The 17,393-nt window shown below is 69.0% G+C and carries 15 protein-coding genes; 9 read left to right on the forward strand and 6 right to left on the reverse strand.

Annotation, left to right across the window (positions count from 1 at the left end; translation table 11 throughout):
* Positions 1 to 266: 266 nt before the first annotated feature.
* The 4 genes from A5652_RS01950 to A5652_RS01965 form a co-directional block, all read right to left on the reverse strand.
* Positions 267 to 1,436 (reverse strand): lipid-transfer protein, encoded by a 1,170-nt coding sequence (locus A5652_RS01950; protein ID WP_067346103.1) that lies wholly within the window; start codon positions 1,434 to 1,436, stop codon positions 267 to 269.
* Positions 1,433 to 1,888: a MaoC family dehydratase gene (locus A5652_RS01955; protein WP_067346106.1), complete on the reverse strand. Its 456-nt coding sequence runs from the start codon at positions 1,886 to 1,888 to the stop codon at positions 1,433 to 1,435. The genes A5652_RS01950 and A5652_RS01955 overlap by 4 nt, the downstream gene beginning before the upstream one ends.
* An 85-nt stretch (positions 1,889 to 1,973) precedes the next feature.
* Positions 1,974 to 2,372, reverse strand: coding sequence for a Zn-ribbon domain-containing OB-fold protein (locus A5652_RS01960; RefSeq protein WP_067346108.1), 399 nt, complete (start codon positions 2,370 to 2,372; stop codon positions 1,974 to 1,976).
* On the reverse strand, positions 2,372 to 2,917 hold the full coding sequence (locus A5652_RS01965; protein ID WP_067346110.1) for a MaoC family dehydratase N-terminal domain-containing protein: 546 nt from the start codon (positions 2,915 to 2,917) through the stop codon (positions 2,372 to 2,374). Before A5652_RS01965 ends, A5652_RS01960 begins: the two co-directional genes overlap by 1 nt.
* A 195-nt stretch (positions 2,918 to 3,112) precedes the next feature.
* On the opposite strand from A5652_RS01965, the gene A5652_RS01970 reads away from it, so the two are divergent.
* From A5652_RS01970 to A5652_RS01985, 4 genes are all read left to right on the forward strand, one after another.
* A complete protein-coding gene (locus A5652_RS01970) occupies positions 3,113 to 4,573 on the forward strand; it encodes an aldehyde dehydrogenase family protein (RefSeq protein WP_067346112.1) in 1,461 nt (486 codons plus the stop codon).
* Positions 4,574 to 4,720: 147 nt separating this feature from the next.
* Positions 4,721 to 5,629, forward strand: coding sequence for an alpha/beta fold hydrolase (locus tag A5652_RS01975; RefSeq protein ID WP_067346114.1), 909 nt, complete (start codon positions 4,721 to 4,723; stop codon positions 5,627 to 5,629).
* Positions 5,630 to 5,658: 29 nt separating this feature from the next.
* Positions 5,659 to 7,083: an acyl-CoA synthetase gene (locus A5652_RS01980; RefSeq protein ID WP_067346116.1), complete on the forward strand. Its 1,425-nt coding sequence runs from the start codon at positions 5,659 to 5,661 to the stop codon at positions 7,081 to 7,083.
* Between the two features lie 142 nt (positions 7,084 to 7,225).
* On the forward strand, positions 7,226 to 8,566 hold the full coding sequence (locus A5652_RS01985; RefSeq protein ID WP_082983736.1) for an MFS transporter: 1,341 nt from the start codon (positions 7,226 to 7,228) through the stop codon (positions 8,564 to 8,566).
* Between the two features lie 7 nt (positions 8,567 to 8,573).
* On the opposite strand, the gene dapD is transcribed toward A5652_RS01985, so the two are convergent.
* On the reverse strand, positions 8,574 to 9,527 hold the full coding sequence (gene dapD / locus A5652_RS01990) for a 2,3,4,5-tetrahydropyridine-2,6-dicarboxylate N-succinyltransferase (RefSeq protein ID WP_067346119.1): 954 nt from the start codon (positions 9,525 to 9,527) through the stop codon (positions 8,574 to 8,576).
* A gap of 143 nt (positions 9,528 to 9,670) precedes the next feature.
* Here dapD and dapE point away from each other — a divergent pair, with 143 nt between their 5' ends.
* The gene (gene dapE / locus A5652_RS01995; protein ID WP_067346148.1) at positions 9,671 to 10,735 is read left to right on the forward strand and encodes a succinyl-diaminopimelate desuccinylase; all 1,065 of its coding nucleotides are present in this window, start codon (positions 9,671 to 9,673) and stop codon (positions 10,733 to 10,735) included.
* Here dapE and A5652_RS02000 read toward each other — a convergent pair.
* Positions 10,732 to 12,858 (reverse strand): AAA family ATPase, encoded by a 2,127-nt coding sequence (locus A5652_RS02000; protein ID WP_067346122.1) that lies wholly within the window; start codon positions 12,856 to 12,858, stop codon positions 10,732 to 10,734. The two genes, dapE and A5652_RS02000, sit on opposite strands and share 4 nt — an antisense overlap.
* 87 nt (positions 12,859 to 12,945) lie before the next feature.
* Here A5652_RS02000 and A5652_RS02005 point away from each other — a divergent pair, with 87 nt between their 5' ends.
* The 4 genes from A5652_RS02005 to A5652_RS02020 all read left to right on the forward strand — a co-directional run bounded on the left by A5652_RS02005 (position 12,946) and on the right by A5652_RS02020 (position 17,352).
* Positions 12,946 to 13,509 carry a TIGR00730 family Rossman fold protein gene (locus A5652_RS02005; RefSeq protein ID WP_067346124.1) on the forward strand — a complete coding sequence of 188 codons (564 nt, stop codon included), beginning with the start codon at positions 12,946 to 12,948 and terminating at the stop codon, positions 13,507 to 13,509.
* A gap of 74 nt (positions 13,510 to 13,583) precedes the next feature.
* Complete coding sequence (gene fadD6 / locus A5652_RS02010) at positions 13,584 to 15,362, forward strand: long-chain-acyl-CoA synthetase FadD6 (protein ID WP_067346125.1); 1,779 nt, start codon at positions 13,584 to 13,586, stop codon at positions 15,360 to 15,362.
* 161 nt (positions 15,363 to 15,523) lie between these two features.
* Positions 15,524 to 16,348, forward strand: a complete 825-nt coding sequence (folP, locus tag A5652_RS02015; protein WP_067346127.1) for a dihydropteroate synthase — start codon at positions 15,524 to 15,526, stop codon at positions 16,346 to 16,348.
* A complete protein-coding gene (locus A5652_RS02020) occupies positions 16,345 to 17,352 on the forward strand; it encodes a glucosyl-3-phosphoglycerate synthase (RefSeq protein ID WP_067346129.1) in 1,008 nt (335 codons plus the stop codon). Before folP ends, A5652_RS02020 begins: the two co-directional genes overlap by 4 nt.
* Positions 17,353 to 17,393 lie beyond the last annotated feature (41 nt).

Consider the following 17,393-nt stretch of genomic DNA (forward strand, 5'->3'; position numbering starts at 1 on the left):
AAGCTCGAGTTGGCAACCACCAGCAGAAGCCCCACGCCGCAGCACCACGTCGGTCCACTCCCACAGAACGGCATCACGGGTCGACCGGCCGCCCGAGGTGGACCCGCAACAGCGTCCGCCGGTGCAGCGAGCTCAAGACTTGGAGCGAATCCCGCGTTGACGTGCAAGAGCCACCGACTGTGCGCTCACGGCTCTGAGTGTGAACACCCGGCGGCGACACGCCGATTTTGTCCGCCGAGGTTTCACACCCAACGCCACGGTTCCCCTCAGCCGGCCGGTGCGAGAATCAGCCCGCTGGTGGGCACGCCGGTGCCGGACGTGACCAGCACGTGTTCGACGTTGTCGACCTGATTGTGCGAGGTGCCGCGCACCTGCCGCACTCCCTCGGTGATGCCGTTCATGCCATGGATGTAGGCCTCGCCGAGCAGGCCGCCGTTGGTGTTGATAGGGAACTCTCCGCCCAGCGACAGCCGCTCGATGGTGGCGAAGTCCTTGGCCTCGCCGCGCCCGCAGAATCCGAGTTCCTCGAGTTGGGCGAACACGAACGGCGTGAAATGGTCGTAGATGAACGCGGTTTGGATGTCTTGCGGCGTGCACCCCGAGTCGCGCCACAGCTGGCGGGCCACCACGCCCATCTCGGGCAGCCCGGTGATCTCGTCGCGGTAGTAGCTCGTCATCATCTCGCCGTTGTGGGCCGCGCCCTGGGCGGCCGCGGCGACGATGGCCGGCGGCTGGCGCAGGTCACGGGCGCGCTCGGCGCTGGTGACCACCAGCGCGACGCCGCCGTCGCTCTCCTGGCAGCAATCCAGCAGGCGGAGCACGGGTTCGACGATCCAGCGCGAATTCTGGTGGTCTTCCAGGGTGATCGGGCGCTGGTAGAACCACGCGTCGGGGTTGGTCGCCGCGTGCTTACGGTCGACGACCGCGATCCGGCCGAAGTCCTCGTTGGTGACGCCGTACGTCGACATGTAGCGCTGGGCGTGCACGGCGACCCAGGCCGCGGGGGTGAGCAGCCCGAACGGCGCGTAATGCGCCATGAACAAGGGTGTTTCGGCCATGCTGCGACCGCTGCCACCAAACCGGAAACCCGACCGCTCGTTGAATGCGCGCCAGCAGACCACGACGTCGGCGACACCCGTGGCGACGGCCATCGCCGCGTGCACGACGGTGCCTGCGGCCGCACCGCCGCCGTGGTGCACGCGGGAGAAGAAGCTGAGGTCACCGATGCCCACGTTGCGGGCGATGTCGATCTCGTCGCTGGCGTCCATGGTGAATGTGACCATGCCGTCGACGTCACTGGGGTCCAGGCCGGCGTCGTCGAGTGCGGCACTGACCGCCTCGCATGCCAATTGCAGCTCGCTGCGCCCGGATTCCTTCGAGAACTCCGTCTGGCCGATCCCGACGATGGCCGCGGCGCCCGGCAGCGTCCGGCTCACGCGCCCGACCCGTCGAGCAGGCTGAGTACCGCAGTGCCGGACACGTGGTCGCCCAGGCTGTTGGAACCCTTGAACGTCACCTCGACGAAGTTCTCACCATCTGAGCCCTCGGTCTTGTTGGTGACACTGCCGGTGAACCGTAGCGGGTCGTCGGGGAAGCATGGCACCCCAAGGCGAATCGACAGGTTCTTCACCATCGCCTCGGGGCCGGCCCAGTCGGTCAGGAAGCGCACGCAGTACCCGTTGGTGGTCAGGATGTTCATGAACAGGTTGGGTGAGCCCTGCTGCTTGGCGTAGTCGCGGTCGTGGTGCACGGGCATGAAGTCACGGGTGGCGATCGCGCCGGCGACGATCATCGTTGTGGTGATCGGGATTTCAAGCGGGTTGACCTCGTCGCCCTCCGCGATGTCTTGCCATCGCAGGGTTGTGGTCCGGCCGGAGGTGATCGTCATGCGGGTCCTTCCGAGTAGGTTGCGCCGAGCCCGGCCGCCCGCGCCCAAGCAGGACCCAGGGTGAAGTTGAGATCCATGGCAATACCTAGCTTGCTGGCCGGAACTGGTGCAGCACCAGGCCATCATCGAAATCCTGGTAGTAGACCTCGACCGGTAATCCCGGCGTCACATCGGACGGATCGATGCCGGTCAGGTTGGATACCAACCGCACCCCTTCCTCGAGTTCCACCAGCACGACGACGTAGGGGTACTCGAAGAACGGAAACTTCGGCTCGTGCGGCATCACGTAGCTGTAGACCGTGCCGCGGCCCGTAGACTCGATCGCCTCCCAGTCCAACGACCGGCAGTGCGGACACATGGGGCGGGGAGGATGGCGCAGCTGCCTACACCCGCCGCAGCGCTGGATCAGGAGTTTGTTCTCCCGCAATCCATTCCAGAAGAATTCGGTGTCCGGGGTGATCGCCGGGGCGAGGCGTGCCGCCATCAGCTCGCCGGCCTGAATCGCAGCACCCGAAATCGCTGTCGCCCTAGCACTTCACCGTGCTGGTCGGTGTAGGTCGTCAGCCAGGTCAGGAAGAAGCCGGTGCCTAACGCCGTCTTCTTCTCGTCGGAAACGGACTCGTAGACCGTCGTCGCGCTGATCACGTCGCCCAGTCGCGGGTACCGCTCGATCTCGAACTCCGAATTCGTCGCCACCGTGCTGGTGTAGCCGGCCTCATCCAGGAATGCGGTTGGATTGCTGTGGATCTCGACAGGAGCCCCACCCCGCTCACCGATTCCCTCCAATTTCGGCGAGGGCATCGTCCAAGTCTGCAGCATCACCGGCGGCGACACGATGCCGCCGAACCGTGACGAGGCGGCGAACTCTGGATCGAGGTAGACCGGGTTCATGTCGGCCATCGCGTGCGCCCAGTGCCGGATCATGGGCTGGTTCACCGGGTCCGGTGCGAGCGAAGGTTTTCCGGTGCCGCCGGTTGGCTGTCCGACGAGTGCCCGCACCTTGGCGCTGACGGTTTCTGAGTCGGTCACGTAGCAAAAGCCTCCTCGCGGGACGACTGATCCGACAGATCGGTGTGATCTGTCCTGCGCGTTGTGTGTACTCTGCGCCGTCGCGTGCTGTCAATACGACGGCACAGCAAGGGATAGCGCGGAATTCGCTCGATGATGATTGACGGCGGTCGCTGAGGCGGGTACACCAAGTGATCAGATGACCGGAGGAAGCACATGGCCGATTCGCCCGCTCTTGTCCAGACCTACCAGCTCTACATCGACGGCGACTGGGTCGAGCCGCAGGACGGCCGCTACGACGATGTGTCCCCGTCCACCGAGGCCGTCATCGCCACCGCGCCCGACGCGAGCATCGCCCAGGTCGCCGACGCGATCGCGGCCGCGCGGCGCGCCTTCGACAGCGGACCGTGGGGCACGACGTCCGCCGAGCAGCGAGCCGCGTGCCTGAACCAGCTGGGCGAGGCGCTGACCAAGCACGCCGACGACTTCTTCGCGCTGTCCCAGGCGGAGTGGGGCTGCATCGCCAACGAACGCATGATGCAGATCGACGGTGCCGGGTTCATGTCCATGCATGCCGCCCAGCTCGCGACCCAGCTGGTCGACCAAGAGGTCAGCGGTATCAGCGCGGGGACCACGTTGCTCCGGCATGCACCGCTGGGTGTCGTGTCGGTGCTGACGCCGTGGAATTTCCCGCACTGCCTGAACGTGATGAAGCTGAATCATGCTCTGGCCGCGGGAAATACGGTCGTGCTCAAGCCCTCTCCACTGACCCCGCTGGCGGGGCTTGCGCTGGCGCGGCTGATCGACGAGCACACCGACATTCCACCCGGGGTGGTCAACGTGGTCACGCCCTCAGGCGTCGAGGCGGCCAAGCTGCTGACCACCGATCCGCGCATCGACATGGTGAGCTTCACCGGCAGCTCGGTCGTCGGTCGCCAGGTCATGTCCGCCGCCGGGGACACCATGAAGCGAATCCTGCTGGAACTGGGCGGCAAGTCGGCCAGCATCGTGCTGGACGACGCGCAAGTCACCGACGAGATGCTGCAGCAGATGCTGTTCGAATCCTGTTCGCTGCACGCGGGACAGGCCTGCATCCTGCACAGCCGGCTGCTGTTGCCTGATTCGCTGCACGACGACATCGTCGACCGCCTTGCGGCGTTGGCTCGCGAGGTCAAGGTGGGCGACCCCACCGATCCCGATGGGCAGATGGGTCCGCTGATCAGTGCGGCGCAACGCGACCGGGTGGAGGCGCACATCGCCGGAGCGCGCAGCGATGGGGCGAAGCTGGTGACCGGCGGCGGCCGGCCGGCCGGCTTGGACGTCGGCTACTACGTCGAACCGACGATCCTGTCCGGGGCGGAGCCGAATTCGACTATCGCGCAAGAGGAAGTGTTCGGCCCGGTGTTAACCGTGCTGCGCTACCGAGACGACGACGACGCCGTGGCCATCGCGAACAACTCGCAATACGGGCTCTCCGGTGCGGTGTGGGGTGAAGATGTGGACCGCGCCGTCGGCGTGGCGCGCCGCATTCGTACCGGCCAGATCGCGGTCAACGGCATCAGTCCCGGTGGCGCGCCGTTCGGTGGCTTCAAGCTCAGCGGGCTGGGCCGCGAGGGCGGCGGCATTGGCGGGTTGCATCAGTACATGGAACCGATGGCGATCGGGGTTCCCGCGTAAGCCGAGCCATATGTGCCCGAAATCCCTCTGATGTTTCGAGCAATTCCGACGTTGATTGATGTTTGCGGCACCTGCTGCCCATCGGTGAGTGATGGCGCGACTGGGCCCGCTTGGGTGAACCACACCTGACATGTCAAGCTGCTCGACATGGTCATCGAGATCGCCCGCCCCAAGCTCGAAGGAAACGTCGCCGTAGGCGAGGACCGCCAGATCGGGTTCGCGGAGTTCGGTGACCCGCAGGGCCGCGCGTTCTTCTGGCTGCACGGCACCCCCGGCGCTCGTCGGCAGATCCCTGTCGAGGCCCGCCTGTACGCCGAACAGCACAAGATCCGGCTGATCGGCCTGGACCGGCCCGGGATCGGCTCGTCGACGCCGCACCGCTACGACAACATCCGCGCGTTCGGCGACGACCTCCGCACCATCGCGGACATCCTCGGCATCGACAAGATGGCCGTCATCGGCCTGTCCGGCGGCGGCCCGTACGCGCTCGCGTCCGCGGCGGTGCTGCCGGACCGGGTGGTAGCCCTCGGCGTGCTCGGTGGCGTCGCGCCTTTCCTCGGCGACGAGGGGATCACCAGCGGCCTGATGAACCTGGGCAAGCGAGTGGCCCCGCTGCTGCGGCTGGGCGGTGACCCGCTGCGGATCGGCGCGAGCCTGGTGATCCGGTCCATCCGTCCGGTCGCCAACCCCGCGCTGTATCTCTATGCCGCGATATCGCCCGAGGGCGACCGGCGCCTGCTGACCCGGCCCGAGTTCGCGGCCATGTTCCTCGACGACCTGCTCAACGGGAGCCGCAAGCAACTGGCGGCCCCGTTCAACGACATCATCCTGTTCACCCAGGACTGGGGATTCCGGCTCGAGGAGGTCAAGGTCCCGGTGCGGTGGTGGCACGGCGACAGCGATCACATCGTGCCGTTCGCGCACGGCGAGCACGTCGTGTCCCGGCTGCCCGACTGCGAGCTCATCGTGCTGCCCGGCGAAAGCCACCTTGGCGGCCTGGGCCGCGGCGAGGAGATCCTTTCCACCTTGACGAAGATCTGGGACGAGCGAGGCTGACCTCCTCGGCGGCGCGGTAGCCTGCTCACGTGCTGCTGGCGTCCCTGAATCCCGCGGCGCTCACCGCCACCGATATCGCCGACGCGGTGCGCATCGACGGCACCGTGTTCAGCCGCAGCGACCTCGTCGGTGCCGCCACCTCGGTGGCCGACCGGGCGGGCGGCGCGGGCCGGGTTGCCGTCCTCGCCGCCCCGACTGCGGCGACCGTGCTGGCCGTCACGGGGTGCCTCATCGCCGGGGTGCCGTTTGTCCCGGTGCCCGCCGACGTCGGCGCGGCCGAACGCCGGCACATGCTCACCGACTCCGGTGTGCGGGCTTGGCTTGGGGCAGCGCCCCCGAAAGACTCGGAGTCGGAGGGCCTGCCGCACATCCCGGTTCGGGTGCACGCCCGCTCCTGGCACCGTTACCCCGAGCCGTCGCCGGACGCCACCGCGATGATCATCTACACCTCGGGCACCACGGGGCTGCCCAAAGGTGTGGTGCTCAGCCGACGGGCGATCGCGGCCGACCTCGATGCCCTGGCGGAAGCCTGGCGATGGACGGCCGACGACGTCTTGGTGCACGGCCTGCCCCTCTTCCACGTGCACGGCCTGGTGCTGGGACTCCTCGGCTCGCTGCGGATCGGAAATCGCTTCATCCATACCGGCAAGCCGACGCCGGCGGGCTACGCGCAGGCCGCGACCGAGCACGGGGGCACGCTGTTTTTCGGGGTGCCCACGGTGTGGTCGCGGGTGGTGGCCGACGAGCCCGCCGCCCGGGCGCTGCGCCCCGCGCGGCTGCTGGTCTCCGGGAGCGCGCCGCTGCCGGTGCCCGTTTTCGACCGGCTGGCCGGACTCGCCGGACATCGGCCCATCGAACGCTACGGCGCGTCGGAATCGCTGATCACGGTGTCCACGCGCGCCGACGGCGAGCGACGCCCGGGGTGGGTGGGCCTGCCGCTGTCCGGAGTGCAGACCCGGGTGGTGGACGACGACGGCGGCATGGTGCCGCACGACGGCGAGACCGTCGGGAAGCTGCACGTGCGCGGGCCAATGATGTTCGACGGCTACCTGAACCGGCCCGAAGCCACCGCCGAGGCGTTCGACACCGACGGCTGGTACCGCACCGGCGACGTGGCGGTGATCGATGCAGGTGGGATGCACCGCATCGTCGGGCGGGAGTCGGTCGACCTGATCAAGTCCGGCGGTTACCGCATCGGGGCGGGTGAGATCGAAACCGTGCTGCTGGGCCACCCCGGCGTTCAGGAGGCGGCGGTCATCGGGATGCCCGATGCGGACCTCGGTCAGCGCATCGTCGCGTACGTCGTCGGGTCGGCCGACGGCGACGAGCTGATCGACTATGTCGCTCAGGAGCTCTCGGTGCACAAGCGGCCTCGTGAGGTGCGCATCGTGGACGCGCTGCCGCGCAACGCCATGGGCAAGGTCCTCAAGAAGCAGCTGCTGACCGACGGCTGAGCGGGCGCTCAACCGGGTGGCGCCCGGTCAGCCCGGTTTCGAGACACGCAGCAATTTGCCAGCTTTAGGGCCGAGCGTGCCCGCGAAGCTTCACCTACCGTCGTAACGGTGCAACGACGTAACCGGACGGCGAGCGGGCACCATGGGTGAGCCGGCTCGGTTCGCGGCCCCCACCGGCCGCACCCCCATGCGGCGGATCGCGACGGCCTGTCTCGTGGGCTCGGCCATCGAGTTCTACGACTTCCTGATCTACGGAACCGCGGCCGCACTGGTGTTTCCCGCGGTGTTCTTCCCGCACCTCGGACCGACGGTGGCCACCATCGCCTCGATGGCGACGTTCGCGACGGCATTCCTGTCCCGCCCGTTGGGAGCGGCCGTCTTTGGATACTTCGGCGACCGGTTGGGTCGCAAGAAGACACTGGTCGCCACGCTGCTGATCATGGGCGCATCGACCGTCAGCGTGGGCCTGGTCCCCACTACGGCGTCGATCGGGGTCGCGGCGCCCTTGACCCTCGTCGTCCTGCGGTTGCTGCAAGGTTTCGCCGTCGGCGGCGAATGGGCAGGGTCCGTCCTGCTGAGCGCCGAATACGCGCCCCCCGGAAAGCGCGGCTGGTACGGCATGTTCACCTCGCTGGGCGGCGGCACGGCGGGGATACTCGCCAGCCTGACGTTCCTCGCCGTAAGCCTCACCATGGGGGAGAGCAGCCCCGCGTTCCTGGAATGGGGATGGCGGGTGCCCTTCCTGATCAGCAGCGGGCTGATCGGCATCGCCCTCTATGTGCGGCTCAACATCGATGAGACCCCGCTGTTCGTCGAGGAGAAGGCCCGCAACCTGGTGCCCAAAGCGCCACTGGCAGAACTGGTGCGGCTGCAGCGACGCGAGATCGTGCTGGTCGCGGGTTGCTTCCTGGGCGGCATGGGCTTCGTCTATCTGGGCAACACCTTCCTCGTCATGTACGCCCACTCCCACCTGGGCTATTCGCGCAGCTTCATTTGGGGCGTCGGCGCGCTGGCCGGACTGACCAGCATTGCGTTCGTCTCGTTCGGGGCATGGCTGTCCGATCGGGTCGGGCGCCGCCGAGTGATGCTCTGTGGGCTGGCGGCGTGTCTGCCGTGGGCCTTCGTGGTCATCCCGCTGATGGATACCGGCAGCCCCGTCATGTACGCGGTAGCCGTCCTCGGCATGTTCGCCTGCGCGGCGACGGCCAACGGTCCCACCGGGGCCTTCGTTCCCGAGCTGTTCGCCACGCGCTACCGCTACAGCGGCGCGGCGGTGGCGATGAACCTGGCCGGCATCCTCGGCGCCGCCGTGCCGCCGCTGTTGGCGGGCACCTTGCTGGCGACGTACGGCAGCTGGGCGATCGGGCTCATGATGGCGACGCTGGTGACGACCAGCCTCGTGTGCGTCTCTCTGCTGCCCGAAACCAAAGGAACCGCGCTGGGCGCCGCCCCGCCCGCCGAGCGGGTCGCCGCCGACTTATAGGTGCACCTCAGTTGGCGTGCAGGTCCTCGTTGAGCGCAATACCCTGACCGCCGCGGGCCACCACTTCCACCGCCCCGCTCACCGAATTGCGGCGGAACAACAGGTTGTTGCCGCCGGACAGCTCGAGTGCCTTCATCGTTTTACCTTCGGGCGTAATGACTTTGGTGCCCGCGGTGACATACAGGCCGGCTTCGACGACGCAGTCGTCGCCCAACGAGATACCTAGGCCGGCGTTGGCGCCCAGCAGGCAGCGCTTGCCGATCGAAATCACCTCGGTGCCACCGCCGGACAGCGTCCCCATGATCGAGGCCCCACCGCCGATGTCGGAGCCGTCGTCCACCACCACGCCCGCGGAGATGCGTCCCTCCACCATCGACGCCCCCAGGGTGCCGGCGTTGTAGTTGACGAAGCCCTCGTGCATCACCGTCGTGCCCGGCGCCAGGTGGGCGCCCAGACGCACCCGGTCGGCGTCGGCGATGCGCACTCCGGTCGGCAGGACGTAATCGACCATGCGCGGGAACTTGTCGACGCCGTACACCGTCACCGACCCGTGGCGCCGCAACCGGGCCCGGACCGCCTCGAAACCCTCGACGGCGCACGGTCCGCGATTAGTCCAGACCACATTGGTTAATACCCCGAATAAGCCGCCGGCGTTCAGCCCGTGCGGCGCCACCAATCGGTGCGAGAGCAGATGCAATCGCAGGTAGGCGTCGTAGGCGTCGGCGGCCACGTCATCCAGCGAGCCGATGACGGTTCGCACGGCGACGGCCTCGGTGCCGCGGTCGTCGTCGCGGCCGATCAGCGCGGTCAACTCCGGGGGAACATCGGACAGCGCCAGCCGCGACGTCGCGCTGGTGCCCGATGCGGTCAGTTCCGGTGCGGGAAACCATGTGTCGAGGATCGATCCGTCGGAGGCCAGCGTTGCCAGGCCTATCCCTTCGGCGCCTGCTGCTCTTGTCACGGCGGACAGGTTACTTCGTGGGCTCGCATCGGGTTCCGCCCGCCCTGTGGGAGTGTGAAGCCGGGAGTCGTGCCGTCGCCTCGGTGGGGCGGTCAAACACCGACGGCCGGCTGCGCCGCGCCGCGGTCGCCTACCCTGAGACCGTGCTGGACTTACGCGGAGATCCGATCGCGCTGACCGCGGCGCTGGTGGACATCCCCAGCGAATCACGGGACGAAGCGCGGCTGGCCGACGAGGTCGAGGCCGCGCTTCGGGCGCAGACCTCCGGGTTCGAGATCATTCGCAACGGCGACGCCGTGCTGGCGCGCACGCACCACCAGCGGCAGTCGCGCGTGCTGCTGGCCGGGCACCTGGACACCGTGCCGGTGGCCGGAAACCTGCCCAGCCGGCGCGAGGGCGGCGACCTGTACGGCTGCGGCACGGCGGACATGAAGTCCGGGGACGCGGTCTTTCTGCATCTCGCGGCCACGGTGGCCGACCCGGTGCACGATCTGACGCTGGTGATGTACGACTGCGAGGAAATCGAGGCCGCGGCAAACGGATTGGGCCGCATCGAACGCGAGCTGCCGGACTGGCTGTCGGCCGACGTGGCGATCTTGGGCGAGCCCACCGGCGGCTACATCGAAGCCGGCTGCCAGGGCACGCTGCGCGTGGTCGTCAGCGCCAGCGGAACCCGTGCCCATTCGGCGCGATCCTGGTTGGGAGACAACGCGATTCACAAGCTCGGCGCCGTGCTCGAGCGGCTGGCCGCGTACGAGGCACGCAGCGTCGACATCGACGGCTGCGTCTACCGTGAGGGCCTGTCGGCCGTGCGCATCGACGGCGGCGTGGCGGGCAACGTCATTCCCGACGCGGCCGCCGTGACCATCAACTTCCGTTTCGCCCCCGACCGGTCGCTGCCCGACGCGTTGCAACACGTCCACGACGTGCTCGCCGGGCTCGACGTGCACATCGAGCAGACCGACGCGGCGGCGGGCGCACTGCCCGGACTGTCCCAGCCCGCTGCCAAGGCCCTCATCGGCGCGGCGGGTGGCAACGTCAGGGCCAAGTACGGCTGGACCGACGTGGCGCGGTTCGCCGCACTGGGCATACCGGCGGTCAACTTCGGGCCCGGTGATCCCAACCTGGCGCACAAGCGCGACGAGCGGGTCGCGGTCGCCGACATCACCGCCGCGGTGGACGTGCTGCGCGGCTACCTGAGCGGCTAAGCCTTCCCGGCCCCGCACCGCTGCGCCTGCGCGGCAGCGTCGGCCGCGGCCGCGTGCATGCCGATCGACGTCAGCTCTTCCGACACCGCCCGCAGCCCATCGTCATCGCCGGCGGACAGCGCCCGGGCATGGGACAGCGCGATTCTGCCTGCGACACAGTCGATCTCGGCACAGAGTCGAGCCAGGGGGTCGGCGGCCCGGATGTCGCCCAGCCGCACGGCCTCGTGCCAGACCCGCATCGCGACGCCCCGCTGCCCGCCACGTTCGGCCGTTCGGGCGGCGTCGCGCGCGGCGGCCACCGCGCCGTGCGTGTCCCGCACCAGGGACAGCCGCCGTGCCCGCGCCACGCCGAGCTCCGGCGCGAACAGCGCCGACTTGGTGCCGTGCCGGGATTCAGCCCTGCTCAACGCCTTTGCCGCCGCAGCGGTGTCGCCCTGCTGGGCCAGCGCGGTGGCCAGCAGCGTAAGTGACAGCGGCCCCCACGAGTAGCCGGTGCGCTCCAGGGTGGCGGCTGCCGGGACCAATAACGCTGCCGCAGCGGCGAATTCGCCCCCGGCGATGAGCGCATTTGCTAGCAGCACCTCGCCGATCGCGCGGCCCGGCTGCTGCAGTTCGGCGAAGTCGGTGAACTGCTGCGCGAGCTGGCGGGCTTGGTCGAGGCGCCCGGCCATCAACAGCGCGGTCGTTTGACCCAGCCCGATCGTGAAGCGCAGCAGTCCGGGATGTTCGGCGGCCAAGGCGCGCTGCGCCAGCGGCTCGACGTCATCGAATCGACCCTCGCGCGCCGCGCACAATGCGGCCGCACTGGCCGCCCAAGCCACCGCCTGGTCATCGGCCGCCGGCGACGCGAGCACCTCGGCGGTGACCTTCACGGCGTGTCCGACATTGCCGGCGTTCATCGCGAAGGTCGCGCTGAGCGCGTCGAGGGTGGTCCGCGGCCCGGTGTCGGTGACCCGGTTGCGCACGGTCCGCAAGAACGCGGTGGCGCGCTCCGGTTCGCTCAACATCCAGAACTGGTTGGCCGCGCGCAGCAGCGCCCAGTCCATCAGCGCCGCTTCGGTCAACGCGGTGGAGTCGACCTCGGCCAGCACCGAATCGGCCTCGCGGCCACGGCCCTGCCAGCCCAGGGCATGGGCCAGCGCGAGCCGTGCCACCAACCCGCCGGACCGCTGCAGCGCCCATCGGGCCAGCCGTTCGCCCAGCGCGAGGTCGCCCAGCCGCAGCGCTTGCTTGGCGGCGACGACGACATCGGCGACCCGTGGGGGAGTGTCGCTGTCCAGCGCCAACGACACCAGCCGCAACCGGTCACTGAGATGCTCGGACGGACGTTGCGACAGCAGCTCGACGAGGTCGGTGCGTCGCTGCCGGGCCTCGTCGGGATCGAGCGCGGCGCGCGTCCGCTCGGCGAACAGCGGGTGGGCCGTGTAGACGACCGGGTCGTCGGAGGACCCGCCCCGCGCCCGGGTCTCCGCGGCGCCCCACCTCACCGCGTCGTCCACCGCGCCGTCGCCGGCGAGCGCGGTCAACTCGGCGACCGACAGCGGCTCCGCGACGGCCAGATACTCCAGGACCGAGCGCGCCGCCGCCGGGAGCTCGTCGAGGAACGTGTCGATCTCGCCCGGCGCGGTCGCCCCGCCGGGCGGTTCGATATCGATCCGGGTGAGCAGGCCGTCGTTCCACAGCGCCGCGATCGCTTCGGGAGCGGGGTCGGCGCGGGCGGTCACGATGAGGCGCCCCGCGCCGTCGCGCGCCAGCTGGTAGACCAGCGTGGCCGACAGCACGTCCAGATGTTGGGCGTCGTCGACGATGACCAACAGGTCGTCGCCGCCCAGCGACGCCCGGGCGGCCCGCAACAGCGCGGCCGGCTTGCCGAGGTCGGCGATCTCCACCAGATGGCTGAACGCTCCGAACGGGACCGTCCGCTCGGTCGGGGTGCCGGTGACCCAGCGGATGAGCGTGTTCGGGTGCCGATCGGCGAAACGCTCGGCGGCCACCCGGGCCAGGGTGGATTTGCCGACGCCGTCGGGTCCCAGGACCACCGCTCCCCGGGCCCCGTCGGCCAGAGCCGCATCCAGCCGCTCTGAGGCCGTCGCATGTTGGGGGACGTTCCATCGAATCGGCACCGCCGAATTTTATGTGCGAGAGCCGGGCGGTAAGGCGAAAGCCCCACATATGACGGCCCGCACGCGGTTGGTCTACCTTTGGCGGATATGCCCGGCCAACGCGATTCATCAGCCGAGTGGTCGGTGTGTGTGTACTGCGCGTCCGGCCCGGAGCATCCCGAATTGCTCGGAGTCGCTGCGGAACTCGGTGAGGCGATCGCCGAGCGCGGCTGGACGCTGGTGTGGGGCGGGGGCCGGGTATCGGCGATGGGCGCGGTGGCGAGCGCGGCGCGCGCCCGCGGCGGCCGGACCGTCGGCGTCATCCCCAAGGTCTTGATGCGCCGCGAGATCGCCGACGCGGACGCCGACGAGCTGATCGTCAGCGACACCATGCACGAGCGCAAGCAGGCCATGGAAGACCGGGCCGATGCGTTCATCGCGCTGCCCGGCGGCATCGGGACCCTCGACGAGTTGCTCGACGCGTGGACGACGGCCTTCCTCGGTCTGCACGACAAACCCATCGTGCTGCTGGATCCCTTCGGCCACTACGAAGGGCTGTGGACCTGGCTGTGTGGGTTGCTGGACAGCGGTTACGTCTCTCAGGTGGCGATGGACCGGTTGGCGCTGGTCGACAAGGTGAGTGCGGCGCTAAAAGCGTGCGCACCGGGCTGAGGCCGAAGACGGGTTTGCCACCCCTACTAGGCTGTCCGCCGAGCTTGACTTTGGAAACGAATCGAGGGGATCACGTGTCCGATCGTGACGGTGGAGCGCGCACGGCGGTCAAACTGACCGACATCGCATTTCGGGCGCCGGCCGTACTGGCCGACCTGCCGGTGATCGCGCGTGGCGCGATGACCGGGCTGCTGGCCCAGCCCGGCTCCAAGAAGTCGATCGGCACGGTGTTCGCCGACCGGGCCGCCCGCTACGGCGACCGGATCTTCCTGCGCATGGGCGATCAGCAACTGACCTACCGCGACGCCAACGCCGCTGCCAACCAATACGCCGCCGTGCTGGCCGCGCGCGGCGTAGGTCAGGGCGATGTCGTCGCCATCATGCTGCGCAACTCGCCCAACACCGTGCTGGCCATGCTGGCCGCGGTCAAATGCGGCGCGGTCGCCGGCATGCTCAACTACCACCAGCGCGGCGAGGTGCTCGCGCACAGTCTCGGCTTGCTGGACGCCAAGGTGCTCATCGCCGAGACCGATCTGGTGAGCGCTGTGGCCGAGTGCGGGGGCTCGGGCAGCACTGAGACGTTGACCGTCGAGGACTTGGAGCGATTCGCGGCGAGCGCGCCGGCCACCAACCCCGCCTCGGCATCGGCCGTGCATGCCAGGGACACCGCGTTCTACATTTTCACCTCGGGCACAACGGGATTCCCCAAGGCCAGCGTCATGACGCACCTGAGGTGGCTCAAGGCGCTCGCGGCGTTCGGCGGCATCGGGTTGCGGCTCAGGAGTTCCGACACCCTTTACTGCTGCCTGCCGCTGTACCACAACAACGCGCTGACGGTGGCGCTGTCGTCGGTGATCAACTCGGGGGCGACGCTGGCGCTGGGCAAGTCGTTCTCGGCGTCGAAGTTCTGGGACGAGGTGATCGCCAACGAGGCCACCGCCTTCATCTACATCGGCGAGGTGTGCCGGTACCTGCTCAACCAGCCCGCCAAGCCGACCGACCGCGCACACAAGGTGCGGGTGATCGCCGGAAACGGGCTGCGCCCGGAGATCTGGGACGAGTTCACCGAGCGATTCGGCATCGACCGCGTCTGCGAGTTCTACGCCTCCAGCGAAGGCAACGCGGCGTTCATCAACGTCTTCAACGTGCCCCGCTCCACCGGTGTCTTCCCGATGCCGCTGGCCTACGTCGAGTACGACCCCGACACCGGCGCCCCGCTGCGCGACGACAACGGACGGGTCCGTCGCGTGCCGGCCGGCGAGCCCGGGTTGCTGCTCAGCCCGGTCAACCGGCTGCAGCCCTTCGACGGCTACACCGATCAGGAGTCGAGCGAAAAGAAGTTGGTGCGCAACGCTTTTCGTGAGGGCGACTGCTGGTTCAACACCGGTGACGTGATGAGCCCGCAGGGCATGGGCCACGCCGCGTTCGTGGACCGGCTCGGCGACACCTTCCGGTGGAAGGGCGAGAACGTCGCCACCACGCAGGTCGAGGCGGCGCTGGCGTCCGACGATTCCGTCGAGGACTGCACGGTCTTCGGGGTCGAGGTTCCGCGCACGGGCGGCCGCGCCGGCATGGCCGCGGTCAAGCTGCGCGGCGGTGCCGAGTTCGACGGGCAGTCGCTGGCCCGTGCCGTGTACGACCAGCTCCCCGCCTACGCGCTGCCGCTCTTTGTGCGGGTGGTGGAGTCCATCGAGCAGACCACGACCTTCAAGAGCCGCAAGGTGGAGCTGCGCGAGCAGGCCTATGGTTCCGACGTAAAGGACCCGCTGTACGTGCTGGCCGGACGCGACGAGGGCTACGTGCCGTACTACGACGAGTATCCCGATGAGGTAGCCGAGGGCAAACGCCCCTGAGCGGGCCGTTGGCTAACGCTCCAACTTCCGCCGCCCGCGGTCCCCGGGCCGCGCGCGGCGCGGCGACCGGGCACCATATACGTGTGCACTCGACACCGCCGGCGTCAGCCGGCCGTCCAACTCTGTGCGGCCGTCCCGTCGCGGGCGATCGTGCGCTGATCATGGCGATCATCAATCGCACCCCGGACTCGTTCTACGACAGGGGTGCGACCTTCAGCGACGACGCTGCCAGGTCGGCCGTGCACCGGGCCGTCGCCGACGGTGCCGACGTCATCGACGTCGGCGGTGTCAAGGCCGGTCCCGGTCAAGAGGTCGATGCCGACACCGAGATCGCCAGGCTGGTGCCGTTCGTCGAATGGCTGCGCGGGGCCTATCCGGACCAGCTCATCAGCGCCGATACCTGGCGGGCCGAGGTGGCGAAGGTGGCCTGCGCGGCCGGCGCGGATCTGATCAACGACACCTGGGGCGGCATCGACCCTGAGCTGCCGGAGGTGGCCGCCGAGTTCGGGGCGGGCCTGGTGTGCTCGCACACCGGCAACGCGCTGCCGCGCACGCGCCCCTTCCGGGTGAGTTACGGAATCACCACCCGTGGCGTGGTCGACGACGTCATCGCCCAGGTCACCACGGCCGCCGAGCGGGCGGTGGCGTGCGGAGTGGCCCGCGACCGGGTGCTGATCGACCCCACCCACGACTTCGGCAAGAACACTTTCCACGGGCTGCTGCTGTTGCGCCACGTGAGCGATCTCGTTGATACCGGGTGGCCCGTGCTGATGGCTTTGAGCAACAAGGACTTCGTCGGGGAGACTCTGGGTGTGGAATTGACCGAGCGGCTCGAGGGAACGTTGGCGGCCACCGCGCTCGCGGCGGCCGCCGGCGCGCGGATGTTTCGGGTACACGAGGTCGCGGCCACCCGACGGGTGCTGGAAATGGTGGCCTCGATCCAGGGAACACGCCCGCCGACACGCACGGTGAGAGGGCTGGCATGACGACATCTGACCTGGTCGCCGGCGATCTCGCCAACGACGGCATGCTCGCCGCACGGCCCGGCGACGTCTGGCTGGCCAACCGCAGCTGGCACCGACCGAGCTGGACCATCGCCGAGCTGGAGGCCGCGAAGGCGGGGCGGACCATCTCGGTGGTGCTGCCGGCCCTCGACGAGGAAGAAACCATCGAGTCGGTGATCGACAGCATCTCACCGCTGGTCGATGGGCTGGTCGACGAGCTGATCGTGCTGGATTCCGGCTCCACCGACGACACCGAGATCCGCGCCGTCGCCGCGGGAGCCCGCGTCGTGAGCCGCGAGCAGGCGTTGCCCGAGGTGCCGATCCGGCCCGGTAAGGGTGAGGCGCTGTGGCGCTCGCTGGCAGCCACCCGCGGCGACATCGTGGTGTTCGTCGACTCCGACCTGATCGATCCGCACCCGATGTTCGTGCCGTGGCTGGTCGCTCCGCTGCTCACCGACGACCACATTCACCTGGTCAAAAGCTTCTATCGGCGGCCTTTGCGGGGCAGCGAGCTCGCCGACGTCGGCGACGTGCCGGCCGACGCGAGTGCCACCGGCGGTGGGCGGGTGACCGAGTTGGTGGCACGGCCGCTGCTGGCGGCCCTGCGTCCGGAACTGGGCTGCATCGTCCAACCGCTCGGCGGTGAATACGCGGCCACCCGCGAGCTGCTGACCTCGGTGCCCTTCGCGCCGGGCTACGGCGTGGAGATCGGTCTGCTGGTGGACGCCTTCGACCGGCTGGGGCTGGACGCGATCGCCCAGGCCAACCTGGGAGTCCGCGCGCACCGCAACCGACCACTGGCCGAGCTGGGCGTGATGAGCCGGCAGGTCATCGCAACCCTGCTGTCGCGCTGTGGGATCCCGGACTCGGGCGTCGGGCTGACGCAGTTCACAGCGGGCGGCCCCGAGGGCAACGGCTACACCCAGCACACGTCACCCGTGTCGCTGGCGGACCGGCCGCCGATGCAGGCCATCAGGCCCCGCTAGCCTTGCGCGGGGTCACGGCGGACGCTGCCGTGTCGGTGGCA

Origin of the sequence: Mycobacterium sp. 1165178.9, from assembly GCF_001673555.1 — a bacterium.
Lineage (GTDB): Bacteria > Actinomycetota > Actinomycetes > Mycobacteriales > Mycobacteriaceae > Mycobacterium.